This window comes from Variovorax boronicumulans, assembly GCF_029892485.1.
In the GTDB taxonomy this organism is placed as follows: domain Bacteria; phylum Pseudomonadota; class Gammaproteobacteria; order Burkholderiales; family Burkholderiaceae_C; genus Variovorax; species Variovorax boronicumulans_B.
Window position 1 is genome coordinate 1 of the sequence record NZ_JARXVG010000011.1, and the last position, 25224, is coordinate 25224.

The window sequence follows — 25224 nt, forward strand, 5'->3', positions numbered from 1 at the left end:
TTCCTCCTTAGAGGCTTGTCCAACACCTGCCCTCAGGCCGTTGTCGTGCGCGGGCTCGTGTTGTTGCACGGGCAGGTGTCGGACAACCCTTAACCCAAGCCGCCGTCCAGCACGCACGAATTTCCGTGTATCAGCCGTGGCCCACCCCTGCCCCATTGAAGCGTCGTGGATGCAAACTACTTCCGTGCCAACGATGAGCCTGTTGTCCAAGCCTTTGAAATCTCACGCTGACGTCGGCGGGCAGGCCGCTAATCCTCGGGACCCCCATGACATCGCATAAAGCGCTCATTCGGAAAGGGGGGATCTCGCCGCCCGCGTGATCGGCATTTATTCTGTGGGTTCTCGATGAGCGCAGCAGCTGCACGAGCTCGCGGTCCTGCGCAGAGCGCGCAAGGACGCTCCTTGGCGTGCTGCCCGAGACCTGTGGCGACGTAAGTCGCGCTTGCCGGGTTCAGCATCTTGGCGCTGTTCGCGCCCGCCGAAACATCGACGTTCAACCCAGCTATTCGGCCCTGATGTCGGGCGACGGAATCGTGGGCACCCCCTGCGAGACGGCGGCACTGTTCTGGGCCACCATCGCGCGCCGGTAAGCAGACCGCGCCTGCAGGCGCTCCCAGTAGGCGCGAACCGAAGGCGTGAACTGCTGGTCGAGGCCGAGATGCTGAGCCAGCAGCAGCGCGTAGCCGACCGAAACATCGGCGGCGGTGAAACGGTCCGCACAAGGGAACTCCTGCTCCGCCAAGAGAGGTTCCAGCGTGCGCAACCTCGCGAGGAACCACTTGCCGTAGTCATGGGCCACCTGGGGCTGGCGCCGTTCGCCCGTTTCGAAGTGCAGATAGCGCAGCACCAGCGTCTGCGGGAACGTCAAGGTCGCTTCGCCGAAATGCAGGTAATTCAGGTAGGCGCCGAAGGCCGGCTCATCGACGCCGACATCGAGTTTTCCCGGTGAGAAGCGCGCCGCCAGGTACTGGCAGATGGCAGACGACTCCGTCATGCGGACAGCCCCGTCGAACATGGCCGGCACGGTTCCCAGGGGATTGATCTCCAAGTATGACCGGGCAAGCGCGCGAGGCGGGAACGGCATCATCTTCAGGTCGTACGGAATCCCGATCTCCTCGAGCATCCACAAGGGACGAAACGAACGTGCGCTCACGCAATGGTGCAAAGTAATCATGGCTTCAGTGCTCGGTGATAGCGGACGTCGACCCGCTTCTTACAACGTCGGCGATGAGGTCGCCCATGCGCGTCGTTCCAACCAGCCGGGTGCTGCTGCATTGGATGTCCGCGGTACGGTAGCCCTGGCCGAGCACCGAGCGTATCGCAGCCTCGATAGCGGCGGACAGGTCGGGCCGGCGCGCGGAGTGGCGCAGCAGAAGCCCCATGGCCCGGATGCAGGCAATCGGATTCGCGACATCCTGCCCGGCAATGTCGAGCGCGGTTCCATGGCCTGCCTCGAACATGCCCTTGGCGCCCTCCCCCAGCATCGCCGACGCCGACAACGCGATCGACCCTGTCAGGACCGACGCCGCGTCGCTCAGGAGATCGCCAAAGAGGTTGCCCGCCAGGATGACGTCGAAGGAAGCGGGACGTCCGATGAGCTGCATCAGCGCGCTGTCGGCGTACAGGTGCGTGAGCTCCACGTCGGGGTACTGCGCCGCCAGCTCGCTCACCACCGACCGCCAGAGGCCCGATGTTTCCAACACATTGGCCTTGTCCACGCTGGCGAGTTTTCCTCGCCTTGCGCGTGCCATGTCGAAAGCGATGCGCGCGATGCGGCGCACCTCTTCTTCCGCGTACCGCATTGTGTCGAAGCCTTCCCGCTGACCCTCGAAATCCCCATCCGGCGCGCTTCGCTGGCCGCGCGGCAGCCCGGTGTAGACGTCTCCGTTCAGCTCTCGCACCACCAGCAGGTCGGTGCCGGCGACACGTTCGGCGCGCAATGGCGAGAGCCGCGCCAGATCCGGCGGAACGATGACCTCCTTGAGGCAGGCAAAGAGCCCGAGTTCGCGCCGCAGGTCGAGCAATGCACGTTCCGGCCGCAACGCACGCTCCAGGTGATCGAACCGTGGATCGCCCACGGTCCCGAAAAGGACCGCGTCGGCGCGTTGCACCAATGCAAGCGTCTCGTCCGGCAAAGGACTGCCATGCGATTCGAAGGCGACACCGCCCACGGCGCCATCTTCCACTTCCGCGTGAAACCCGAGAGGTTTCAGGGCCTCCAGCACTTTCCGCGCCTGCGCAATGATTTCCGGTCCGATGCCCTCGCCCGGCAGCGCCGCGATCCTGAATGCAGGCATGCCCTCAATCCAAAGTGGCGCCGGACTGCTTCACCAGCTTCTGATGCTTCGCCAACTCGGACTGGAAGAAGGCTGGCGCAAGCTCAGGTCCCGTGTTCAGGACCGTGAGGCCCTGACCGGCGATGACGTTTCTTACTTCCGGCGATACCAGGGCCTCTTGCACCGCCGCGGCATAGCTGTCGACCACGGGTTTGGGCAAACCGGCCGGACCGATCAAGGCGATCCAGGCGTCGAAGCTGTACTTGGGCACGCCCGACTCCATCATCGTCGGCACGTCGGGCAAGGCCGCGGAGCGCGCCGGCGTCGACACCGCCAATGCGCGCAGCGCCCCGGCCTTGATCTGGGGGGCGACCTGCGAGATCGAAACAAACGCGAGCTGCACCTGCCCACCCATCAGGTCCGTGACGAGCGGTCCGGTGCCGCGATAGGGCACGTGCTTCATGTCGATGCCGGTCTCGCTCACCATCAGCTCCCCCGCCAGGTGGAGCACGCTCCCGTTGCCGGCGGACCCGTAGTTGAGCTTGCCGGGATTGGCCTTCGCATAGGCCAGCAGCTCCTTCACGCTCTTCACCGGAAGCGCGTTGTTCACCACCAGCACGACCGGCACCGTGGCCAGTACCGCGATGGGCGTGATGTCCTTCATGCTGTCGTAGGGAATCGTCTTGTAGATGCCTGGATTGATGACGTGGTTGGACGACACCATGCCGAGCGTGAGCCCATCCTTGGGTGCCTTCACGATCTGTGCGGTGCCCGGAATTCCCCCGGCGCCGACGACGTTCTCCACCACGATCGGATGGCCCGTAGCGCGTCCGAAGGCCGGCGCGACCGCGCGGGCGACCGCATCGACCGTCGAGCCGGCGGCCAGGGGCACGACGATCCGTATCGGCCGGTCGGCGTTTGAGGATTGCGCCGCGGCGAGCCATGACGTCGCGAGCAACACTGCCGCAAATGAAAGGGAAATGGCTTTCCGTCGAGAATGTGCACGCATGGGTTTGTCTCTCTAGCTTTGCTGGAATTCATGGATGGCGCGCCTGGAGCTCGGCGAACGAAACGAGTTCGCCCGCGATCGCGCTGGCCGCCACCGTGGGCGGGCTGGCGAGCCAGACCTTTCCGGGTCCGCCCCGGCCGGGGAAGTTGCGGTTGATGGCACTCACGGTGACCTGGTCGGCCCGCACCGAGCCGCCCGGTCCGCAGTTGCCGCAAGCGCCGCAGGAGGGCTGGAGCATGCGCGCGCCCACGCGTTCGAACGCATCCATGTACCCGACTGCAATGCAGTGGTCGCGCACCGCGGTGGTCCCGAACTGGAGATACAGCGCTACCCCGGGAGCGACCTTGAGCCCACGGTCCGCCGCCCAACTGAGCACCGCGTGGTAGTGGTCGAAGTCTTCGCGCTTGCCGGCCGTGCACGAGCCACCGTAGGCGATGTCGATGCGCACCCGCTCGCCGACCACCGCCAGCGGTAGGCCGTTGCCGGGATCGCCCGGTGCGGCGACCATGGGGGAAAGCTGCGTGCAGTCGACATGGAGCGTTCTGGCGTAAGGCGCGCCGTCGTCGCTGTGCATCCACGGCTCGACTTCGAAATCGATGCCGCGGCGCTCGCGCAGGAAGCGCGCGGTCTCCGCATCGGGAGCGACCAAGCCGGTGAAGCCGCCGAGTTCCGCCGTCATGTTGGTGAGCGTGGCGCGCTCGTCGGTGGTCATGCACCGCACCACTTCGCCCGTGAACTCGAACACCTTGCCGACCCCGCCGCCCTCGCGCACGAAGGGCAGCGCCAGCAGATTCAGCACGACGTCTTTGGCGGTCACGCCAGCGGCAAGCGAGCCATCGAGCACAATCTTCAGGGACTGCGGCACCGTCAGCCGGACCGCCCCCGTCATGAAGGCATTCGCCATGTCCGTGGTTCCGACGCCGAAGGCCACGCAACCGAGCGCGCCGCTGTGGGGCGTGTGTGAATCTGTGCCCACCACCAGTTGGCCCGGCAGCGCATAGTGTTCCGCCACCATGGCGTGCGAGATGCCGGCCGCGTGGGTGCCGTCGTCCTTGGCGGCCTGTTCCTCCGTCAGCGTGCGGTGCGAGCGCAGTTCATAGGCGGCAGCGAATTCGCGCTGCGCTTCGACCATGCGATGCACATTCGGCACCAGGCCGCCGCGCACGTGTGCGGGGCTCTCCTCGACATAGGACGTGTGGTCTTCGAAGACGACGATGGAATCGGCGTCGTGCAGCACGAGCGGGCGGCCGAAGGCCGTATGCAGCATGTGTGCGGCCATGCCTGTGTAGTACTCGTGAATGAAACGAAGGTCGGCGCGTACGAAGGCACCATCGCCCGGTGCGGGACGCGCCTGCGTCAGTTCGGTGGCGAGCGCGTGGCGCTCCACGATCTTCTCGAACAGCGTGCGCGGACGCACGTCCTGCGCGTCGGGCGGCACGGTGATGTCGCGCATGAATCGCTGGCCGAAGCGCAGCAGCCCGCCACTCTTGAGGATCGCCGCGGCCAGCGCGTCGCGACCGGCCACCAGGTCCTCGACCGGAATCGCCTCGCCCGCCTGGATGCGTGCGATCAGGCCAAAGTCGGTCGAGGTGAACAAGCCGATGTTGTCGGCGTTCTGCCGGTACAGGCGCTCAAAGCTTTCGGCGATGACCAGCCGCACGCCGGCCGCCTTCTCGGCGGTCGGGCTGTGCTCGCGCGACGAGCCCTTGCCATAGCGCCTGCCCGCGACCACGACCTCGATGCCCGAATCGCGGATGGCATCGGTGCCGATGGGGAATGCCTCGCCCGCCTTAACGCCGGTGTAGGGGTAGCGCCCCAACTTTTCGTCGTAGTGCGTGAGGATCGGAAGCGGCGTGATCTCGTCCGTCGAAATATCATCACGCAACGGCAACGCGTCGGTGAGTTCGAGGCACTCTCCCTTCAAGCTCAGTTCGACCCTGCGTGCGGAGCAGCTCAGGAAGAGGATGCGCGGGTCGAACCGGATGCTTTCGGCGCCGGGAGCGGCTGGCGTGGGGGCTGGCATGCCCGGATCTTGGCGGGGCAAGGCGGCACCATAAAGCGCTCGCTCGGCACAGGGGGTCTCGCTAGCCGCGAGATCGGTGATTACCCTTGCAGGCTCTCGATGAGCGCCGCAACTGCGCGAGGCTGCGGCGTCTTGCGCAGGGCGTAGATGTTCAGGACGCGGTCGGCCCACGCTTCCGCCAGCGGGCGTCTGGCAAAGCGGTCGGCTCCCGCATAAGCCGTCACGGCACTTCGAGGCACCACCGCGATGCCCAGGCCCGCCTCCACCATGCGGCAGACGGCATCGAAACTGCTGACCGTCACCTTCGGATTGAAACGCCTGCCCAATGCCGCAGCGCGTTCGTTCAGGGACCGGTCCATCGCGCCGCCCTGATGAATGCCCACCAAAGGAAATTCGAGCGCACGCGCGAACCTGACGCTCTGCAAGTCCGCCAGCTCGTGGCCCGAGGGCAGAACCACGAGCAAGGGGTCGGAGGCGAAGTGCCAGGCATCCATGCCCGTCGGCACCGCGACGTCGGCGCCTACGCCGACATCGGCCCGGTCGTCCAGACAAGCGCGCAGCACGTCGCGCGTGTCCTGCTCATGCAAGGCGACCTCCACGCCAGGGTATGCCTGCATGAAGCAGTGCAGGCGCTCGGGCAGAAACCCGATGACGGAGGACATGTTGGCATGAAGGCGCACCCTACCTCGCACTTCGCCGCCTTCGCTCTGCACTTCGCGCAACAAGGCTTGCAGTTCGTCGTCGAGACGTTCGCCTCGCGCCAGCACCAGTCGGCCCGCCTCGGTCAGTGCGATGCCGCGCGGCGAACGCACGAGCAGCGGCGTTCCGAATGCATGCTCCAGATCCGCGATCCTGCGACTTAATGCAGAAGGTGCGATGTTCTCCGCGACCGCGGCGCGCACGATGGAGCCAGCGCGAGCCGCCGCCACGAACAACTTGATGCTGTAGGAATCGATTCGACGGTTCACGGGCTTCATCGCTTGGTGGATAGCAAGTGTGGCACAAGGGCTTGTCGCGCGGCCTCCCGTACTTCGACCATCGTGCGGCGCATCAATGCGGACGCAGGCCTGTCGGTGCTGCTAGTTGAGCAGAACGCCGTCGCTGCGTTGAGCATCGCGCAACGGGCCTATGTGCTGGAGAACGGACGCGTGGTCATGGCAGGCAGTGCCGAATCACTCTCCAGCAACTCGGACGTGCAGGAGTTCTATCTGGGCGGCGCGAGCGGGCAGCAGAAGGACTACCACACCATCAAGCATTACCGGCGTCGCAAGCGCTGGCTCACGTGAGACTTGAATCGCCGATGGACTGACGCCAGCGTTAATGGAATGGACGCCTCTCCCCGTACCCGACAGCCGAAGCGAAGAGCTGCTGGATGTTGACCTCAGCACTAGGAAATGTCTGATCAAGTCGTAAATTGGCCCGATGACGAGTACGTGATGTCCCGCTGCGCTCGCAGGCTCGTCGCACCGGGCATCCCACGCGTTTGAGAGCCTCTGTGGCCCCTTCACGCGGCCTGCGGACGCACCTGTCCCATCATCGCAATCAGCTTCCTTCTGACCATCCACAGGTTCGACAGCGCGAACAACGTGATCACATGCGCGGTGTTCTTGGTCAAGCCTTTGAACCTCACTTTCGCCAGGCCGAACTGCCGCTTGATCACCCGGAACGGATGCTCCACCTTTGCCCGGATGCTGGCCTTCTGGTATTCCTGCTTGCGTGCTCTGGCCTTGGCTCGGCCCTCCGGCATCTTCGCCATGTCGCTGGGCCTGCCGGCGATGTGCCACTGCACATCTCGCTTCACCCGGCTCTGTGCCCCGCGATAGCCCGAGTCCGCCCACACCGCATCCTCTTTGCCGTGCAGCAGGTCGCCCACCTGTTCCACATCTGCCTCGTTGGCTGCGGTAGTCGTCACCGTGTGCACCAGCCCTGAGTCCGCATCCACGCCGATGTGCGCCTTCATCCCGAAGTGCCACTGGTTGCCCTTCTTCGTCTGGTGCATCTCAGGGTCTCGCTCGCCGCTCGCGTTCTTCGTGGAACTGGGTGCCGCGATGATGGTGGCGTCCACGATGGAGCCTCTCTTCAGAAGCAGGCCTTTCCTGGCCAGGTGGGCGTTGACCTGCTTGAAGATGTCCTCGGCCAGATCGCTGGCTTCCAGCAGATGGCGGAAGTTCAGGATCGTCGTCTCGTCGGGAATCGACTCCATTCCCAGGCCCGCAAACGTGCGCAGCGAGGTGATCTCGTATAGAGCTTCCTCCATCGCCGGGTCGCTCAACGCGAACCAGTTCTGCATCAAGTGCACGCGAAGCATTGCTTCCAGCGGATAGGGCCGACGTCCGCGGCCTGCCACCGGGTAGTGCGGTTCGATGACTTTGAGCAGTGCCTTCCAAGGCACTACCAGCTCCATCTCGGCAAGGAAGACTTCCCGACGTGTCCTCTTCCTCTTGCCTGCATGCTCGGCATCCGAAAAACTGATCTGGCTCATCGTCTACGCTCCTTCAGCATGCGTGATCAACGTTCTGAGCGGCCATCCGTGGACTTGATCAGATGTTCCCTAGGTGAATCAATAATTTATGCAATAACTTTGATCCGTACACAGATTACGCGGATCAAAGTTGATGCTCTCAGAGTCATTTTTGATCAAAGTCATTGGGGGTGCGGATAAAAACTTGGACTGGTTTTATGCTGCAAGTCCAAGGCTCACCCGGTATTCGATAGGGCTGAGAGAGCCAAGAGAGATCTTGATCCGCTTGTCGTTGTACCAGCGGATGTACGAGTCGACCGCTTCGATGAATTGCTCAATGGTGGCGTTCTTCCAGTCCCGAGGATAAAAAAGCTCGTTCTTCAGCCGACCGAAGAAGCCTTCGCAAGCTGCGTTGTCAGGTGAGCATGCCTTGCGAGACATCGAGCGGGTGAACTTCGCGTCGCTCATTCTTGATAGCCAACCTGGCCAGCGGTAGTGGCCGCCCCGATCGGAGTGAACCACAGGCCGGTCAGTAGTTTTGGCCACTGTCTCGATGGCTGCATCCAGCATCGTGTTGACCAACTCAGCGTCCGGACTGGTCCCAATGGTCCAGCTGACGACCATTCCATCGAAGCAGTCGATGATGGGCGAGAGGTACACCTTGCCAGCCGGAATTTGGAACTCCGTGATGTCCGTGAGCCATTTCTCATTGGGGACCGCGGCCCGGAAGTCGCGGTTGATGAGGTTCTCGGGCGCTGGACTGATCTCGCCGAGGTATGACGCATACCTGCGCTTCCTGGGTCTTGGAACAATCAGGCTTTCCTGTTTCATCAACCGCTGCACGACCTTCTCGGAGATCGCGACGTCCTGCCTGGTGAGCGAAGCTTGCAGTCTGCGGTAGCCATAGCAACGGTGGTTCGACTCAAAGATGTCGGTGATGGATTGCCGCACCTCCAGGTACTTGTCGCCCACCGCTGCACGGGCCCGATGGTAGAAGTACGAACTACGCGCGAGATCCAACTGTGCAAGGAGCTCTAGCAGGCCATAGTGCTCCCTGAGGGCGTCAATCAGCAGTGTCTTCTCCCGGTTGGACAGGAGCTGCAGGTCGACGCCCAGGCCTTTTTTTAACAGTTCGTTGGCCTTGTTCAAGAGGTCCTGCTCGAGGCGCAGTTGCCTGACTTCGCGGCGCAGCGACTCAACCTGGCGCTCGAGCTCGTCGCGCTCTTGCGACGACGGTGTTTGATTGGTGCGTTTCATGGATGCGGGGGCCTCACGTCCCAGAAGTTGGTTCTTCCAGTTGTACAGCGTTGGCCGGCACACGCCGAACTTGTCGGCTACAGCCTGGGCACTTTCCTCGCGCGTGCAAAGCTCCATGACTCCCGCTTGCATCAGCTTCCCGGAATGCCTTCGTCGACCCACACTGCCAACGACGGCCCTTCTGGCCTCAGGAAGGGCCTCGCGAATCCAGGCGGTTAGCGTCCCCCTGCAGGGGTAGCCCAGTGCTCTCATGGTGGCAGCGATGCAGCGATCGTGAGCGACGTAATGCTCGATAGCTGCCGCCTTTTGCTCCTGCGAGAACTTGGGTCGTCGGCCCGCATAGCCCGCCGGCAAGTCGAGCTTCAGCTGGTATTCGTTGTACCAGCCCTTCAATGAATTCTTTGTTGGAAAACCGAGCTGACGGATAGTGGGTCTGACGCGTTTGCCCAGCTTGATGTAGAGCTCAACGGCTCGAATCCGATCTTCGTATGAATACATGAACTACCTTCTGGTAGTCCAAGTTTTCGTCCGCACCCCCATTGAACCTACGATCTAGCATCAGTTTTACAGCCAGCCTGAATCATCTTTGAGAGGCTATTGGCGCGTACGTTGCGGCTGAGCCGGGATGTCGTCTGGAGGATCGTATTTGGCCGTTGAAAAACTCTGGTCGGCTGGTCGGGCGAGTGCCACGGGCCGGTGCGTTCAGATCGGCCGCACATCAGGTATGCGCTCTTGAGCGTTGTCGACATCTCGAAAGCCTGCAGTCTTGGCCGTGTCGTAGGCTCTTCGCTCAGGGCGCGGTCTGGGCAATCTAGTCTTTCGTCAAGTCTCCTTTGCTCGGCTCGCTGGCGTTTTGGAGCGCTCACAGCGCCAGTAAAACCTTGCCACTCAGTAGCTTATTAAGTTTTGAGATTAAAAGTACTCATATTTCCCAGCCAATTGGGCGCTAATAATAAAGTCTTAAACGATGTATTGATTGCTTATTTTTCTTCTCGCGGATACATTTTGCCTTAATAAATGAGGGCGTGATATGAAATATAGGGCGGGGAGCGAGCATTCCGGTTTTTGGCGCAACATCGGGCTGCCAGCAGTTTATTTTCTATGCTTATTTATAAGCATTGCGATGTACGTCGCGCCGGCCCGCGCGGTGTATCCCTCCAAGCTGACGAATTTTAGATACGAGCTTGGAAGCAGAATGACAGGGGCCTATAGCACGGAGGAGGCTGCTTGCAAAGCCATACGTCCTCTTTTTACGAACCCAGATGGATTGTGGGTGAGTTGGGAGGCTGTCTTTGGTGGGCCTGCTTTGTGCTACATCTCGGCCTATCAGGCAGATGGATTCAATGGAGTTTTTTATGCCTTCAATTACGCGGATCGCGTTTGTGGGGATGGGGCGGAGTTAACGAATCCTTATACCTGCAAGTGCAATATTGGCTATGTTGAATTAAATGGCAAATGTGTTCTACCCAGCTCTGATCCGGCTGAAAAGCCTGATGAAATGTGTATGGCGCCGAGCGGTGGCAAGGAAGCAGGCAATCCCATTCTGCCTGCAACACGAGAAAAAATTCAAAATGAATTTGACATTGCTGGCAGCGGCGCAAATCCAATAAATTTCGTTAGAACTTTTCGCAGTGGCGGTACGAAGTATCAAGATGGTATGGGTGAGCGATGGACTCATAATCTTTCAGTCAAATTGCTCGATATTCCTCCAACAATGAGTCCTGAGGGAACCTCGGAGACAAGTCCGCGGACTATTCGAATAATGGGCGGCGGGTACGATGCCAAATTTTACCGGGTGGATAGCATTTGGATACCGGAAAATGGATTGGATATATTGAATTCTGGTAATGGAGGGGGGTGGACTTACCTTAAAGGGTCAAGCGGTTCAATCTTGAATTTTGATGCCTCAGGGAACTTGCAAACTGTTGTAAAAAGAAACGGCTGGGTGACGTCATATCAATATAATTCTGACGGATTGCCTGTGCAGATTGGAAGCTCCCTGGGCAATACGATAAATCTATTTTATAATTTGACAAAACAATTAATAAAATCCACTTCCTCTGATGGAAAGTTTGTGGATTATGAATATGATGGAAGCGGGCGATTAACCGCGGCTGTATATTCGCTCGGGGTTAACAAAAATTACGTATACGAAGCGGCTTCTTTTCCGCAATTTCTAACCGGGGTAATTGATGAGTCGGGAGGGCGTTTCGCGACCTTTACCTATGATTCCCAGGGTCGTGCAACACGCACTGAGCATGCGGGATCTAGCAATATATTTAGCGTGTCTTATACGTGGGAGGCATATGCCGAAGTCACCGATCCTCTTGGTACGACGCGCAACTATGGGTACGATATTAAAAAAGGCACTCTAGAAGTCATCAATAGTTCCAAAGTATCGGGAACGTATGCGGCGGATGCTAAATCCCGTGTGCTAGATGCAAATGGACTCGCCATCTCCGAGACCGACTTTCAAGGCTCGATCACTGCGACATCTTGGGATGTTGTTCGCCGCCTGCCGACCACTGTGGTCTACGCTTCAGGCACGCCTGAAGCCCGGACAGTGACCATCCAATGGCATTCGACCTTCGCATTGCCGGTGCTTGTCACGGAAGCCGGCCGCACCACCGCCTACACCTATGACGCTGTTGGCAATGTGCTGACCAAGACAGTCACCGATACCGTGACCAGTAAGGCCCGGCTCTGGCAATGGACCTACAACGCCCAGCAGCTTGTTGCCACGGCCACCGAGCCCAACGGTGCTGTGACGAGCTACACCTACGACACCCGAGGCAACGTCCTCACATCGACCAACGCGCTGGGCCACGTCACCAGTTACGGCTACGACATCGCCAACCGCGTCGTCAGTTCGACTGGCCCCAACGGCCTCGCCACCACCTACACCTACGATCTGCGTGACCGCCCGCTGACCCAAACCATCGGCGGCCAGACCACCACGCTCACCTACAAGCCCTACGGCACCGTGGAGACCATCACGCTGCCCACCGGCCTCGTGCTGACCTACAGCTACGACGCGGCCCACCGCCTCACAGGTTGGAGCAACAACCGCGGCGAATCCGGCACCTACACCCTCGATGGCATGGGCAACCGCACCGCCGAACAGATCAAGGACAGCGCTGGCAACGTGGCGTGGAACACGGCGCGCATCATCAACAACATCAACCGGCTCAGTGCCAAGACCGAAGGCCCGAACCAGACCAGTTCCTTCGGCTATGACGCCAATGGCGAACTGATCACCGCGACCAATGGCCTAAACCAAAGCACCCAGTACAGCCTCGACCGCCTGCGCCGCGTCAAGGCTGTGACCGATGCGGCCTACGCGACCGCCACGCTCAAGTACAACGCCCTCGACGCCGTCACCGAAGTTAAGGACTTCAAGGGCGTGATCACCGGCTATACCCGCGACGCCCAAGGCAATGCGACGGCCGAGAGCAGTGCTGATACGGGTAGCGCAAGTACCCAGTACGACAACCTGGGGCTGCCCAGCCAGATCACCGATGCCCTCGGCCAGGCAACGACGATCACGCGCGATGCCTTGGGCCGTCCCACCAGCCTGGTCTTCGCCGACGGCAAGACCACCACGCTGCGCTACGACCTCACGACCAACAGCAAGGGGTATCTCTCGGAGATCATCGACCGCAGCGGAACCACCGAGTACACCCGCGATGCCTTCGGCCGCGTGACCTTGAAGAAGCAGACCCTGGCCAACGGCAGCGTGCAGCAGGTCAGCTACAGCTACAACGCGAACGGCACATTGGCCAGCATCGGCTACCCCAACGGCGGCGGACTGCTCACCCACAGCTACGACGGCACCGGCCGCCTCACGGGCCTGAGCCTGAACGGCACGCCACTCGTCACCAACGTCGCATGGAACCCGCTGGGCCAGCCCACTGCCTGGACCTGGGCCTTCACGAGCCCGAGCCTTGCGGCCTCTCGTGCCTACGACACCGCAGGACGCCTGACTACCACCGAGTTCAGCAGCTACGGCTATGACGCCGCCGGCCGCATCACCAGCCTGACGCAGAACCTCTACCAGCCCGGCGATGCCGACCCCACGCACAGCACCATCGGCAGCGGCAACGTCAGCTGGGCCGTCGCCTACAACAGCTTGGGCCGAATCACCGGCTTCAACGCCACCGGCAACACCGCTGGCTTCGGCTACGACGCCAACGGCAACCGCTCGAGCAGCACACGCGTTTTAAGCGGCCTGAGCACCAGCCGCACCTACACGGTGGGCGCCACGAGCAACCGCCTGGCGGGCTTCACCCAGAGCATCAACAGCGCGAGTAACACCAGCGTCACCTACGGCTACAACGCCAACGGCGACCTGCTGAGCGATGGCCTGCGCAGCTACACCTACGACGCCGAAGGGCGTCTGGCGGCAGCGACGACCGGCGCCACCGACGTCAGCCCGACCACGCGCTACGCACACAACGCGCTGGGCCAGCGGGTCTTCAAGACCGAGCCGCTGTACCCGCCCAGCCAGGGCGACGAGGCCGATCCGGGCTTCATGGCGAGCCTGATCGCGTTCTTCACCAAGCTCTGGAGTCCGGCGACGACGCAGGCCGAGCAATTGGGCTATGCGTATGTCTACGACGAGCAGGGCACGCTGATCGCGGAGGTGGGCAGCGGGGGCACGAACAGTGCGGGCCAGGCGCAGTACATCTACCTGCCCACGGCCAACGGGCCGATGCCGGTTGCGGCGGTGATCGATGGCGCCACGTATGCGGCGCACAGCGATCACCTGAACACGCCGCGCAAGCTCACGAACGCGGACGGGCAAGCGGTCTGGCAGTGGAGCTACAGCGCGTTCGGAGAGGACAAGCCGACGGTGGCGAAGAACCGGTTTGCGAATCTGGAGACGATGCCGAATCCGGGGACGACGGGCATCTCGGAGGTGAAGTTCAACCTGAGGTATCCGGGGCAGTATGCGGATGGGGAGTCGGGGTTGTTCTACAACTATTTCAGGAGCTATGACGCGAAGACGGGAAGGTATAGCCAGCCGGATCCGATTCGGCTCGACGGTGGGTGGAATCGATTTGGCTATGTGTCGTCAAATCCACTACGTTTTACTGATCCGCTGGGCTTGACGACTACTGTTGTCATTAACACCAACGGTATTGGTCACGCCGGTGTGCAGGTGGGCTCTGGAAGCAATGCTGTTCTTTATGACCCGGGCGGGAGTTTTCGCGACGATATCAAAGGATCGGGAGATGCGCTCTATGGCCGCGATGCAAATTTGGATAAGTTCATTAAATACCAAAAGGAAGATGGCCGAAACGTCGACGTCATCACCTACGATACAACTCCTGAAGAAGAGGAAGCAATTAAAAATCGCATCGAGGATCAAGGAGGCTGCATACCTTTCTCTTGTGCACTTTGCACCGGTAGCGTTTTGCAAGGAATCGGCCCCTTCAAGGATTTAGGTTGGACGCCAACCCCAGGCTCGCTGGGTCGGGCGCTAAGACCGAGATCCCCCACCCCCTTTGTCCCGGGCCCGGGTCAGCTATGGCGCTGAACTGCAAACCTCCTCTTTTGACTGGCGTGGTTCACACCATATCTTCCGCGCTGGTATTTACCTTGATGTGGGAAACAATTGGAAGGCGACTAGGCAGCCATCGGGGAGATTTTTTCCTAGGATATACATTGATATCCCTTCTTCTCCTGGTGCCTACGCTGTTTCTGTGGGGTCGTCGTTTGCTCATTGCATGGGCTGCCTTCATTCCTTACATCGCAGCGACGCTGAGCTATGTGGTTTTGACAGTGGTCTGGCTCCAAAGTCGCGAAACTTATCCAAAAGGGGTTGATATTTTTGGTGCACTTGGGATTTCGCTGGTCATCCCCTTCTTGGCGATCTGGGGACCCTTTGTGTCGGGACTCAATATCGTGGGGCTTTGGTGTTTTTTAGGATCAAAAAAAATCAGCGCCTAATACGTATGAAACGGCGCTTAATTGCGTAAGTTAGTGCGTGTGGATTTTCGGGGTTAGTTGATTCAATTTCCATCAAGTGCTGATCGAAACGTCTTTCCGTCGTTGTTCATCAGGTGGGCTGACTGCTGTCTGCGGATCAAGATCTCACTGGGCTCTTTCAGCCCATCGAATACCGAGAGAGTCTTGGACTTACGGCGTAAAGCCAGTCCAATTTTTTATCCACACCCGCACGGAATGCGAGGCATGCGGCAACGAACACCATGGTGGTCAACAAGGAGTCCGGAACGGGCTACCGATGCCTCTGCGAGAACGAGGACGGGGATGACTTGCCCGCTAGTTGCTCGTGCTGCGGTCTGCGTCTGACAGCCGGGGATCTTGAAGCCTGGCACGGCAATGACACTGGTGTTGAGTACCGTTGCTACTACTGCTTTGGGCGCCATGCCGCCGATCGCGACCGAGACTGAAGGATGAGTTGGCTCACCCGATCTAAAGACCGCTGACGACCGCGTCTAAATAAGCGCGATGCTGTGCGACTGCGTCAGGGCGTCAAACGCCTCGCGTAGCTGGGGCAATGGCGTGGGGGCCAGGCCGGGGAACAAACGGACATGTGGCTGCGCTCGATCGAAGAAGACGATAGCCGGGCGCCCCGGGGACAGGCGTGACGCGTACACGATGCCGTCCGGCTTATCCGCGTGCTCATAGAGAGCCCTGGCTAACGGCTGAGTCCCGTCGTACTGGCCCAAACCCACCCCTGCATCAAGGCCCATTTTCCGAATACCCACGCCGTGGAGATCAACGAGCCTCAGCTTGAGAAGGTCAACCGCAATGACCGTAAGGCTCCTCGAGTCGTGAATTGCCTGTGAGACTTCGTAGCGTCCATTGGCCGCATGAAAAGTGCCCTCACGTAGCAAGGTCTCCGAATAGCAGGTTTCGAAATCGGCTGCGCAGTAGAGCGTCGTAAAAATCTTCTGGGAATCATCAAACCTGCCCGCTCCCGTCGCTCGAAAGCTTGGTTCAGAGGCCGCAAAGGCGGTGGAGCAAATGCGCAGAAGGATTGAATCTGTCGGGGTCGCCCAAGACAGAGAATTCGGTAGCTGGACCGGCACGGGCTCAGGCCATTTCCGCAGCGTAGCTGATCGCAGCGGACATGACGCTGGCGTCGCCAGCTCTGAGGCAATCCAACGGACTGCGCCCATCCAAAAGCGGGTTGGCCTGGGTGAAGAACAGGTACTGGGCCCAGGAGTCCAGATCCTTCAGGATACGGAGAAGCTCAGGCATTGACTGAGCAACACGTTCTTCCCACTGCCACTCAGGGTAGCGAAATGAACGCCCACCATTGGTTAGGCCGAGCAAAAGGCCATCCTTGCGGCGAGTGTTCACCGTTTCACGGGTGACGCCAAGCATCTTCCCAACGCGTTCGGAGGACAGCATATGGTTGAATAGCCTTGTCCTCGCCTCCGCGCCACGAGTGACTGCAGCGTCATAGCCTGGTTCGGCATTGTGAGAAGGGGAAGGAGTTCCCCGGGCCTCAGCGCCAAGTGCAAGCTGTTGCGTGGCTGCGGCCAGCATGATCTTCTCCGCGGCAAGCTCGCGCGCAATGGCAAGCTTGGCGTCGATGCGCTGGCGCAGCGCCTTGATGTGGGGAACCGAATCCAGGTCCTTGCTGGCCAGCACGCCGAGCACGTCGCTCGCGATGTCGTCGGCTGCCGCTTCAATGTTGTTGGATGCGCTGGCCACCACTTCAGCAGAAAGTCGAGCCTGAAGTTCGATGTGTTGAGTGGCTTTTGCCACTTCTGCCGATATGTGAGCCTGAAGACCTTCAATGACCTCGTGCAATGCAATGTTCGTCTTTTCAACGCGCTTCCTGGCGACAAAAGGACTTGAAGTTTTTTTGCCCGGGTGCTTCTTGCCCATCCAAGAAGGCGAAGGATCAACAGTCGATTGGGTGATCGCAATCACGAGGTCCCGGAAGGGCTCAGTTAAGTGCTCAAAGCCGCCTCCCACTCCCCAAGGGTCGTGACCCGCAAGATGAAGGATACGTGTGTAGTACTTGCTAGGATCACCCAAACCGTGTTTCACAGACAGCGCTTCGGGGGCGACGTTGGCCCACTCTCCAACATTTTTCAACTCGTCTGGTAGGACGAGGAAATGCCTTCCCCCGGCGCGAATCTCTAGAGTGCCAGGCCGATAAGGGTGCGGCAGGTGCTCCAAGGCTTCGGGAGGAATCGGGTGTGCGGCGGGTGGAGTTCTTGAAAAAACCATACCGTCTATGGTACGCCGTCTCGTCAAGTTCGTCAGGCTCGTCAGCACGACGACCCCTCAGCTTCGGTCTAGTCGTCGTTCCTAGAAGGGCATTCGCCATAACAAGCAGCCGCCCTCGACAAATACCTGAATCAGAAACGCCGCGAAAGCGAATGACCCTTCCGGCCGACCTGCGGACCCAACAGCGCGAACGCCTGCGATCGCGATGCAAAGGGCCGAACGCAAGCTGGCCAGCCTGATGCCGGACCCGGGGGGCCCGCGCCCGCTGGACACGTAAAAGGGGCCCGCCCAAAGGTAAATCGAGGCGCTGCTCGTATTCGCGGTGCAAGCCTTTTAGGGCATTCTTGGTTGGGTACCCAGTTGCCGGGTGGCCGCCCTGACGCATTGGCCGAGCTTGATGTACAGCTCGACCGCTCGAATCCTGTCTTCGTACGAATACATGAACTGCCTCCTGATAGTCCAAGTATTTAGGGATCGACGTCGCCCGAATGCGGCGCCTGCGGCAGGGATTGATCTGGCGCAGTTTGTGGAATAACGTACGTGCGCTGGATGTCCCGGCTCATCAAGGAGTGCTCCTCTTCACTATCCAAAAAACAGTGCCCCCGCCCGACGGCTACAACAGCTGGCTCCACTATGCCGTCGAGTGTTTCAGCGCGCGAGCCCCCTGGCTCAAAAGTCACTGGAATAACTACTTCGACGAAAACGCGGTCGAGCTTGATCGGCAGGAAATCTGCAAATCAGCCCGGCTGGAGTTCTACGCCTTGAGAGAGGCTGCGGCAACTCGTCTCTCCAGATGAATTCGAGACTGCTGCGCTCAATTCCCGCCCATAGCTGCGCAGGCAGCCTCGCCTGGCGTGAGGGGTGCAAACCGGGTGGCGCGCGTTCGTGAACACCCTTTCGATCTTTGCAGGCCTCGATGCAAACGGGCAGATTCGTTTCGTGGGCGATGTGGCGCGTGGCGCCGAATGCGGCTGTTGCTGTGTGGCATGCGGGGCACCGCTGGTCGCGCGGCGCGGCGACGTGCGGGCTTGGCATTTTGCTCATGAAGCCAGCCAGGAGCGACCTGACTGCTTCACGGGGGCAGTGAATTTGTTGCGGCGCTTGGCTGTCGAGCGGTTGAAGGCACAAGGTCTTCCTCCAATGCCGGCCTACAGGGCCTCGGTGACGGCGCGGCCGCCGCTGCCACCGCTTCATGAAATGCTCGAATGGCATCCGGGCGACGGCGTAGTCGAACACTGGGAAAGCCGCTTGCTGCAGAGCGCCTTTGTGGCGCTACTGCGGCTTCACTCCGGCACAGGCGTGCGCGTCTTCGTGGAAATCAGCGGCGCGTCCAACGCGTCGCTGGTGCCCGCGACGAGTGACGAAGGTGTTCTCCTTCTGACGCTCCCACTGCCGTCAAGCAGCGAGGACCTGAAAGACTTGGGCGCTGCGGTCCGCCACATCGACGTCAACATCCAGTCGCGCTGGATCCGGCTGCCTGATGCCAACGCCAAGATCATCGAAGTGCGTGAACGGCTTGAAGACCGAGCTAGGACAGTTCGCGACGAAGCCGAGGCGTTGCGGCGACGTGGCAGCTTGCCGACGCCAGGGCTGCGCGCCGCTTCCCCACCGCCATACCCCTCCTCCGTCCCTGCCTCTTCGCCGTCGGCTCCGCCGCTGACGGAACTGGACGACTCGCCCTGGAGCGCCTGGAGAAAGCCAAGGAGCGCATTCATGTGCTACGGCCTGGCCGACGGCACCGCGTGGATACTCTTCACGCACCACGATGGCCGTCGTGTCATGGCGGCCTGGCCGCTTAACGAAGGCTGGGACGAGTCAATGCCCGCACGGATTGGGGTGCCCGATCTGAACTTGGGCGTCTATGTTCTCGAAGACCAGTTGAAGGCCATGATCTATCTGGGCGAGATGCGGCCCCGGGTTCGAAGCGCAAGCAACTGGTCGGAGCTCCTTGCCATCGAGTGGCTGCATCGCCCCTGAGCCGGGCGGCTGAGACCTGAGAGAGTGCAGTGGCCACGGTCCTGACGCAACTTCGGGATGCTGCGACCACGGTAGCAGACGCTGAGTCGACAGCCGATCCTCAAGATCCAGGTCGGCGACTTACAGCTCGGGGGCAAACGGCGACGGGTGGATGGTTATGCCGGAGGCCCGCGACCTGTTCGGCAGCCTGCGCCTCAAGATCGTCCGGCAGCAAGGCAACACCAGCGAAGGCCGGAGCTTCGGACTAGACCCTCTAGAGCTATCGAGAGGCACCCGGCTTCCGCAGGAGCGAGAACCGTTGGCAAGGCGCACTCGGCGAGAATCACTGACGTTCACCGCTGAGGACTTCACGTGGCCCGACTGTTCTTCTCCTACTCACACGACGACGAAAGCTACCGCGACCAGCTAGAGAAGCATTTGTCCATGCTCAAGAACCAGAAGCTGATCGACTCTTGGCATGACCGGCGGATCGAGGCGGGATCTTCAATCGACGGCTTGATCGAAGCCGAGCTGGACCGGGCGGACATCATCCTGCTGCTGATCAGTGCGAGCTTCCTGGCGTCTACGTATTGCTACTCCAAGGAAATGGCGCGAGCGATCGAGCGGCACAACCTCGGTGAAGCCGTGGTCATCCCCGTCATCGTTCGGCCCTGTGACTGGCACCCTGCGCCCTTTGGCGGATTGCTGGCCGCTCCGCGGGACGGCAAGGCGATCTCGACTTGGCCGAACTACGACGAAGCCTACGCGGACGTGGCGCGACAGGTGCGCACAGTCGCCGAACGTCTTGCCGGCGGAAAGACGGCGCCGGCGCTCAGCGCTGGTGCCGGAACCGCTAGCCAGGCTGGCTCCGCATCCCCCGGGGCTGCGTCGGCGGCGAGCCCTTGGGAACCCCGCTCGAGCAATCTGGCGCTTCGCAAGGAATTCAGCGACCTAGACAAGGACGCTTTCCTGCAAGACTCCTTCAGCTACGTGCGTCGCTTCTTCAAGGCCTCCATGGAGGAACTGGAGAAGCGGAACAAGGACATCAAGGCCGTTTTCGGAGAGATCGACGCCCAGACGTTCAACGCGATGCTCTACAAGCACGGCAAGAAGGTGGCCGAATGTTCGGTGCACTGTGGTGGCAACGGCTTTTCGCGCGCGAGCATCGCCTTCTCGTTCGATGCCTCCTCACGCGGTAACAGCATGAATGAATCGCTTTCGGTGGATGCGGATAACCAGATCATGTATCTGCGATCCATGGGCATGTTCTCCGGTGGGGACCGCGCCTCGAAGCTCTCGCAGGAGGGTGGCGCGGAGCTGCTCTGGGAAATGTTCATCGAGCGCCTCCAGTAGCGTCGCCGATCTGTCTTGGGATCTACCGAGAAAGAAAAATGGTGGCTTGGGGCTGGATCCCACCGCCCCCTCGCTGGTTGGCCGCTTCGGGCCGGTTCGAAAGGAGAATCAGGTACCAGCGTATTGCGCATCCTCTTGAAAAAACCAAGCCGCGATCTGCTCGCGGCTGCGGCATTGTGAACGCCGAAGATCAGTACCGCTCAGCTTGATCTCGGAAGGCCCGTCGACCGCAGCGTCGACAAATCGGCTCGAAGCGTCCTCATACACGATGCATCCAAGCCATGCATTGAAATCTATCGGTACTTATGGCGGTATTTTTTTCTTCCAGCCCAAAGAATCCAATCCTCATGCGGATTTTTGACATACCTGCGATTCCTGTCGAACACCACGAGATCACATCAAGTCGTCTCGGGTCATCCCAGAACCCGCCGCCTCAGGTTCTCCACCCCGTTGTTGTCCGCCGGCAAGCTCCCGTCATCAAGATCGCGCGTCGGCGCAGTAGGCTGGTCGTCCAGATGCTCGGCGGATATGCGGCGTCGGCTTTCGCCCCTGGCTGAGCGGCACGATCTGCGACGCACTTCTGGTGCCGACGCCGGGCGTCCTGGCGTTCGAGGTCATGCGGTCTTGCCGTGTGAGAGGCTCGACGGAGTCCGACAGCGAGGCCCGCGCTGCCATGCGCTTTGGTTTCGAGCACCTGAAGCTCGTCCTGGAACCTGGCGGTGCGACCGCTCTGGCGGCCGCGATGTTTCGTCGCTTTCCAACGGGTTCTTCCGGCGTGCTGGCAATTCTCTCGGGCGGCAACGTGGATGCGGAAGTCTTCGAACGGAGCATCGGCCACCCGGACCTGCCTTGGCGGTCAGCTTGAGCGCATCGATCGCGCGATTCTGCCGCCCGCTCTTGCAGTACAGCTCGCCAAGGTTTCGCTAGGCAATGCCGTAGCCGGGGGCGACGCGAGTTGCCGCCCGGGTCTCGTGCGCCGAGTGAACCACGCAGCTCATCACTACCTGGCTCCTCGGTGCGACCGGCAGCCCCGCCGCGCAGACATGGTAGTTCCAGGCACCAGCGTTATCACGGTCCTGACCACACCAGCGCGACGTCACAGAAGAACCTGCGGCGGATCTGTCTTCCCGAGGAAAAAAATCCTGTCCATACGGACAGGTTCAATGTAATCGTCCAGCAGTTCTCGACATCATCCAGAACGGGATCCGCGACACGTCGCAGGAAAGATTCGATGCGGCGCCCGCAAAGACATCGCCTGATCGCCAATGAGCGCGTGCCTCTTCTGAACTATTGAAGGACTGCAAATGTTAGAAACCAAGACCGCAATCGTGACGGGTGCCAGTCGTGGAATTGGGCATGCCACCGCTCAACGCTTTCGGGATCTGGGATGGCGAGTGATCACGGTGTCCCGCACGCCTCCGCCCGACGCGTGTCCGTGGAGCCAAGGGGGCAACACCCACATCTCGCTGGACCTTTCCGATCTGCAGCAGATTCTCAAGACGGTGGAGGCGCTGCGGCCCCTGTTGGGAGGCGCCAAGCTGCACGCGCTGATCAACAATGCCGGCATCTCGCCAAAGGGCCCAGGGGGCACCCGCGTCAACTCCCTCACGACCGACCTGGACGTGTGGCAGTCGATGTACAACACCAACTTCTATGCGCCGTTGGTGTTGACTCGCGGATTCGCACAAGAACTGTCCAATGCGGGCGGCGCCGTGGTCAACCTGTGCTCGATCGCGGGCAGCCGCGTGCACCCCTTCGCCGGCTCGGCTTACGCAACGTCCAAGTCGGCCTTGGCCGCATTGACCCGAGAGATGGCGAACGACATGGCCCCCCTCAATGTGCGGGTGAATGCCATTGCACCGGGCGAGATCGACACAGACATTCTGTCGCCGGGAACCACGGAGATCGTCGAGAACGACATTCCGATGCGGCGCCTCGGCACCGTGGAAGAAGTGGCGGACCTGATCGAATTCCTCTGCAGCGAGAAGGCGTCCTATATCACTGGGACGGAAATCCCGATCGACGGCGGTCAACGCATCTGAAATGGGTGTGCGCCGCTACCCGGCCCCTCTCCGGCGCGCTCGAAACTTTTCTCGCAAGCCTGGCTTGAGGCGAATCAGATCCTCCCCATCCCACTGAAGGCAGATCCACTTGCAAGCCTCCGCCGACATCGCCGCACTGCGCGCGCCGTGCGCATTGGACGATCTCCTTCTCGATCGTGTCTGGCGCTGCATGCGCGCATGCAGTGCCATGACCACACGTGTAGTCGAAGGAGGCTTCGGCATCACGCATCGCGAGTGGGGAATGATCGGCATGCTCGCGCAGGTCGGAGAGCTTGGTTCATCGGAACTCGCCGAGCGCATGCTGCTGGATCGGGTGCGCACGTCGCGCGGCCTCCGCAGCCTTTTCGAAAAACGGCTAATCGAGAGACGCCACGACGCGGACGATCGCCGCAGGGTCCATGTGCAGCTGAGCGCGGCGGGCCGAGCGCTTTTCGACGAGCTGTTTCCTCGCATCGCTCGCCTGAACATCGATCTTCTCGATGGGCTCGACGAAGCGCATCACGAACTCTTTCTCTCTTGTCTGCACCGGCTCGAATTGCGAGCTCGCGAGTTGAACGCGAATGGCCTCGTGCCCGAGAAGGCCGACCGTCGTTCGGGCGGCACGCGCCATCGCTGGCCGCGGGGCATCGCCTTTCCGGTGAGCCTGGCCGAGCAAAGCGCTCCGGCGTTGGTGGCTGCTCGTGCCGGCAGACCCCAGCACAACGATACGAACCGGGGGCACCCAGCCTCAACCGCCGCTTCGCCGACCTCGCGCTGACCTGGTCAGTGCCCCCAGTCAGAGGGCCGTTCGCTGTCGGGCGGCCAGCAAGGCATCGATGGGGACCTCGGTCGTGTCCTTCACCGTCTTCACGCAGATGTAGGTGAAGTGCTTTTCGACGCCGACTTCAGCATTGAACATGCGCTCCGAAATTGCATGCAGATGCGCAATGTCGGTGGAGATGACCCGGATCAAGTAGTCGAAGTCGCCGCTGATCAGGCTGCAAGTCAGCATCTCGGGTTGCTTGAGGACGTACTTCTCGAACCGCATGAAATCCTGCGCATGGTGGCTCTTGAGCGTGACCTCCATGTAGGTGTAGAGATGCGGAATGAGCTTCTCGAGATTGAGAACCGCGCGATAAGCGGTCACAAGCTTTCCCTTCTCGAGCCGGCGAACCCTTTCAAGGCATGGACTGGCGGAGAGGCCTATTCGCTCGGCCAGCATCACGTTCGTCAGTCGAGCGTCCTGCTGAATGATTGCGAGGATCTGCAGGTCGATGCGATCCAGCTTGAGCTGCCTGGATGCTGCTTCATCTGCCATCTTGATCTGCCTTCGTGGAGTGTCCAGCAGATTCTGCCGCAGAGACGGCATGCGCCCTACAGGATTCGCCGCAGACAGCCAATTTCCGTAGCCTTTTCTGGTTATTCCGCTGGATGATTGCATCGCCGGGGCATAGAAACGACTGCGAAGGCTTCTTGTCCGATTGGGCGATGGAGCCGGGGTGGCGCGAGAGAAGAATCAGATCAACCACGAGAGAGAAATACTCATGTCCGTCATTGCCACCTTCGATCAAGTCTGCAAGTCCTACGACGGTTTGTCCCAGGTCGTCGATCGTCTCGATCTTGCAGTGCAGGAAGGCGAGTTCCTGTCGCTGCTCGGCCCCTCCGGATCAGGCAAGACGACAACCCTGATGATGCTGGCCGGCTTTGAGACGCCGACCAGCGGGGACATCCGCCTGGCGGGTCGATCGCTGCGCGCGGTACCCGCATACAAGCGGGACATCGGCATGGTGTTCCAGAACTATGCGCTCTTTCCCCACATGACCGTTGGCGAGAACGTCGCGTTTCCATTGCAGGTCCGCGGCATCGGACGCGATGAGCAGGCACGCCGGGTAAAGCTCGCGCTGGACATGGTGCAGCTGTCGCATGCGGCGCAACGATTGCCAGCGCAGCTGTCCGGAGGCCAGCAGCAGCGCGTCGCCGTTGCACGGGCGCTGGTGTTCGAGCCCAAGCTGGTGTTGATGGATGAACCGCTCGGTGCACTTGACAAGAATCTGCGCGAACAAATGCAGTTCGAGATTCGGCAACTGCACCGGCGCCTCGGCGTGACCATGGTGTACGTGACGCACGACCAGGCAGAGGCGCTGACCATGTCGGACCGCATCGCGGTATTTCACCAGGGAAAGATCCAGCAACTGTGCGGACCGCGCGAGATGTACGAGCAGCCGTCCAGTGCCTTCGTCGCAACATTTGTCGGCGAGAGCAATCGGTTGTCGGGCACGGTCGAAGCGCTGGTGGACGGCGTCGCCGTTCTGCGCACCGACGGTGGCTCGCTCCTGCAGGCTGTGGCGGGCGATGGCGTGCGTGTCGGTGGCAACGGCGTATTCACGCTTCGCCCGGAACGCGCCGAGTTGTCCGCATCCAGGACCGCAGAGGGCGTGGGCGTGGCCGCGACGCTCGAGGAGGCCATCTTCGTTGGCGACAAGATGCGTGCACGCCTTCGCACCAGCGACGGCCACGAAATGATCGCCTGCCGCAGTCCCGATCAGTTCGACACGCTGCCCACGCCGGGCTCAAGCCTCTGCGTCACATGGCGCATCGAACACGCCCGTATCTTCGTCGCACCCTGAGGTGCT

Annotated in this window: 18 protein-coding genes and 1 pseudogene; 9 read left to right on the forward strand and 10 right to left on the reverse strand. The window is 60.9% G+C overall.

The window, feature by feature from the left end; translation table 11 throughout:
* Nucleotides 1–502 precede the first annotated feature (502 nt).
* The 5 genes from M2282_RS22910 to M2282_RS22930 all read right to left on the reverse strand — a co-directional run bounded on the left by M2282_RS22910 (nt 503) and on the right by M2282_RS22930 (nt 6285).
* Complete coding sequence (locus M2282_RS22910; RefSeq protein ID WP_280811073.1) at nt 503–1174, reverse strand: glutathione S-transferase family protein; 672 nt, start codon at nt 1172–1174, stop codon at nt 503–505.
* A 4-nt stretch (nt 1175–1178) separates the two neighbouring features.
* Nucleotides 1179–2297 carry a 3-isopropylmalate dehydrogenase gene (gene leuB / locus M2282_RS22915; RefSeq protein ID WP_280811074.1) on the reverse strand — a complete coding sequence of 373 codons (1119 nt, stop codon included), beginning with the start codon at nt 2295–2297 and terminating at the stop codon, nt 1179–1181.
* A 4-nt stretch (nt 2298–2301) separates the two neighbouring features.
* Complete coding sequence (locus tag M2282_RS22920) at nt 2302–3285, reverse strand: Bug family tripartite tricarboxylate transporter substrate binding protein (protein WP_280811075.1); 984 nt, start codon at nt 3283–3285, stop codon at nt 2302–2304.
* Nucleotides 3286–3313: 28 nt separating this feature from the next.
* On the reverse strand, nt 3314–5308 hold the full coding sequence (locus M2282_RS22925; RefSeq protein ID WP_280811076.1) for an aconitase family protein: 1995 nt from the start codon (nt 5306–5308) through the stop codon (nt 3314–3316).
* Between the two features lie 80 nt (nt 5309–5388).
* Entirely contained in the window at nt 5389–6285 is an 897-nt protein-coding gene (locus tag M2282_RS22930; protein WP_280811077.1) for a LysR substrate-binding domain-containing protein, read from the reverse strand.
* A gap of 63 nt (nt 6286–6348) precedes the next feature.
* Here M2282_RS22930 and M2282_RS22935 point away from each other — a divergent pair, with 63 nt between their 5' ends.
* Nucleotides 6349–6594, forward strand: coding sequence for a hypothetical protein (locus tag M2282_RS22935; RefSeq protein WP_280811078.1), 246 nt, complete (start codon nt 6349–6351; stop codon nt 6592–6594).
* Nucleotides 6595–6812: 218 nt separating this feature from the next.
* Here M2282_RS22935 and M2282_RS22940 read toward each other — a convergent pair whose 3' ends face one another.
* Together M2282_RS22940 and M2282_RS22945 are read right to left on the reverse strand one after the other, a co-directional pair.
* Nucleotides 6813–7790: an IS5 family transposase gene (locus tag M2282_RS22940; protein WP_280811079.1), complete on the reverse strand. Its 978-nt coding sequence runs from the start codon at nt 7788–7790 to the stop codon at nt 6813–6815.
* 195 nt (nt 7791–7985) lie between these two features.
* Nucleotides 7986–9524, reverse strand: coding sequence for an IS3 family transposase (locus M2282_RS22945; protein WP_280811080.1), 1539 nt, complete (start codon nt 9522–9524; stop codon nt 7986–7988).
* Nucleotides 9525–10149: 625 nt separating this feature from the next.
* Between M2282_RS22945 and M2282_RS22950 the strand changes: the two genes are divergently transcribed.
* Both M2282_RS22950 and M2282_RS22955 read left to right on the forward strand, forming a co-directional pair.
* Nucleotides 10150–14565, forward strand: a complete 4416-nt coding sequence (locus M2282_RS22950; protein ID WP_280811081.1) for an RHS repeat-associated core domain-containing protein — start codon at nt 10150–10152, stop codon at nt 14563–14565.
* A complete protein-coding gene (locus M2282_RS22955) occupies nt 14556–14978 on the forward strand; it encodes a hypothetical protein (RefSeq protein WP_280811082.1) in 423 nt (140 codons plus the stop codon). The genes M2282_RS22950 and M2282_RS22955 overlap by 10 nt, the downstream gene beginning before the upstream one ends.
* Before the next feature lie 509 nt (nt 14979–15487).
* On the opposite strand, the gene M2282_RS31100 is transcribed toward M2282_RS22955, so the two are convergent.
* Together M2282_RS31100 and M2282_RS22960 are read right to left on the reverse strand one after the other, a co-directional pair.
* Nucleotides 15488–16174, reverse strand: coding sequence for an RES family NAD+ phosphorylase (locus M2282_RS31100; protein ID WP_432422933.1), 687 nt, complete (start codon nt 16172–16174; stop codon nt 15488–15490).
* Nucleotides 16089–17240 (reverse strand): DUF883 domain-containing protein, encoded by a 1152-nt coding sequence (locus tag M2282_RS22960; RefSeq protein WP_280811293.1) that lies wholly within the window; start codon nt 17238–17240, stop codon nt 16089–16091. Before M2282_RS22960 ends, M2282_RS31100 begins: the two co-directional genes overlap by 86 nt.
* Nucleotides 17241–18125: 885 nt before the next feature.
* Here M2282_RS22960 and M2282_RS22965 point away from each other — a divergent pair.
* The 5 genes and pseudogenes from M2282_RS22965 to M2282_RS22985 form a co-directional block, all read left to right on the forward strand.
* Complete coding sequence (locus M2282_RS22965; protein WP_280811083.1) at nt 18126–19217, forward strand: hypothetical protein; 1092 nt, start codon at nt 18126–18128, stop codon at nt 19215–19217.
* A 351-nt stretch (nt 19218–19568) separates the two neighbouring features.
* A complete protein-coding gene (locus M2282_RS22970) occupies nt 19569–20549 on the forward strand; it encodes a toll/interleukin-1 receptor domain-containing protein (RefSeq protein ID WP_280811084.1) in 981 nt (326 codons plus the stop codon).
* A gap of 673 nt (nt 20550–21222) precedes the next feature.
* Complete coding sequence (locus M2282_RS22975; protein WP_280811085.1) at nt 21223–21414, forward strand: hypothetical protein; 192 nt, start codon at nt 21223–21225, stop codon at nt 21412–21414.
* 439 nt (nt 21415–21853) lie between these two features.
* A complete protein-coding gene (locus M2282_RS22980) occupies nt 21854–22591 on the forward strand; it encodes an SDR family NAD(P)-dependent oxidoreductase (protein WP_280811086.1) in 738 nt (245 codons plus the stop codon).
* 109 nt (nt 22592–22700) lie between these two features.
* Nucleotides 22701–23234, forward strand: a pseudogene (locus M2282_RS22985) (MarR family winged helix-turn-helix transcriptional regulator); the annotation flags it as partial.
* Between the two features lie 153 nt (nt 23235–23387).
* Here the strand turns inward: M2282_RS22985 and M2282_RS22990 are convergent.
* Nucleotides 23388–23909, reverse strand: a complete 522-nt coding sequence (locus tag M2282_RS22990; RefSeq protein WP_280811087.1) for an Lrp/AsnC family transcriptional regulator — start codon at nt 23907–23909, stop codon at nt 23388–23390.
* 226 nt (nt 23910–24135) lie between these two features.
* Here M2282_RS22990 and M2282_RS22995 point away from each other — a divergent pair, with 226 nt between their 5' ends.
* The gene (locus M2282_RS22995) at nt 24136–25218 is read left to right on the forward strand and encodes an ABC transporter ATP-binding protein (RefSeq protein ID WP_280811088.1); all 1083 of its coding nucleotides are present in this window, start codon (nt 24136–24138) and stop codon (nt 25216–25218) included.
* Nucleotides 25219–25224 lie beyond the last annotated feature (6 nt).

Coding starts and splice junctions, on each gene's coding strand:
- M2282_RS22910 (WP_280811073.1), bottom strand. CDS start 1,174: ATGATTACTTTGCACCATTGCGTGAGCGCACGTTCGTTTCGTCCCTTG.
- leuB (WP_280811074.1), bottom strand. CDS start 2,297: ATGCCTGCATTCAGGATCGCGGCGCTGCCGGGCGAGGGCATCGGACCG.
- M2282_RS22920 (WP_280811075.1), bottom strand. CDS start 3,285: ATGCGTGCACATTCTCGACGGAAAGCCATTTCCCTTTCATTTGCGGCA.
- M2282_RS22925 (WP_280811076.1), bottom strand. CDS start 5,308: ATGCCAGCCCCCACGCCAGCCGCTCCCGGCGCCGAAAGCATCCGGTTC.
- M2282_RS22930 (WP_280811077.1), bottom strand. CDS start 6,285: ATGAAGCCCGTGAACCGTCGAATCGATTCCTACAGCATCAAGTTGTTC.
- M2282_RS22940 (WP_280811079.1), bottom strand. CDS start 7,790: ATGAGCCAGATCAGTTTTTCGGATGCCGAGCATGCAGGCAAGAGGAAG.
- M2282_RS22945 (WP_280811080.1), bottom strand. CDS start 9,524: ATGTATTCATACGAAGATCGGATTCGAGCCGTTGAGCTCTACATCAAG.
- M2282_RS22950 (WP_280811081.1), top strand. CDS start 10,150: ATGTACGTCGCGCCGGCCCGCGCGGTGTATCCCTCCAAGCTGACGAAT.
- M2282_RS22955 (WP_280811082.1), top strand. CDS start 14,556: ATGGCGCTGAACTGCAAACCTCCTCTTTTGACTGGCGTGGTTCACACC.
- M2282_RS31100 (WP_432422933.1), bottom strand. CDS start 16,174: ATGGGCGCAGTCCGTTGGATTGCCTCAGAGCTGGCGACGCCAGCGTCA.
- M2282_RS22960 (WP_280811293.1), bottom strand. CDS start 17,240: ATGGTTTTTTCAAGAACTCCACCCGCCGCACACCCGATTCCTCCCGAA.
- M2282_RS22975 (WP_280811085.1), top strand. CDS start 21,223: ATGCGCTTTGGTTTCGAGCACCTGAAGCTCGTCCTGGAACCTGGCGGT.
- M2282_RS22980 (WP_280811086.1), top strand. CDS start 21,854: ATGTTAGAAACCAAGACCGCAATCGTGACGGGTGCCAGTCGTGGAATT.
- M2282_RS22990 (WP_280811087.1), bottom strand. CDS start 23,909: ATGGCAGATGAAGCAGCATCCAGGCAGCTCAAGCTGGATCGCATCGAC.
- M2282_RS22995 (WP_280811088.1), top strand. CDS start 24,136: ATGTCCGTCATTGCCACCTTCGATCAAGTCTGCAAGTCCTACGACGGT.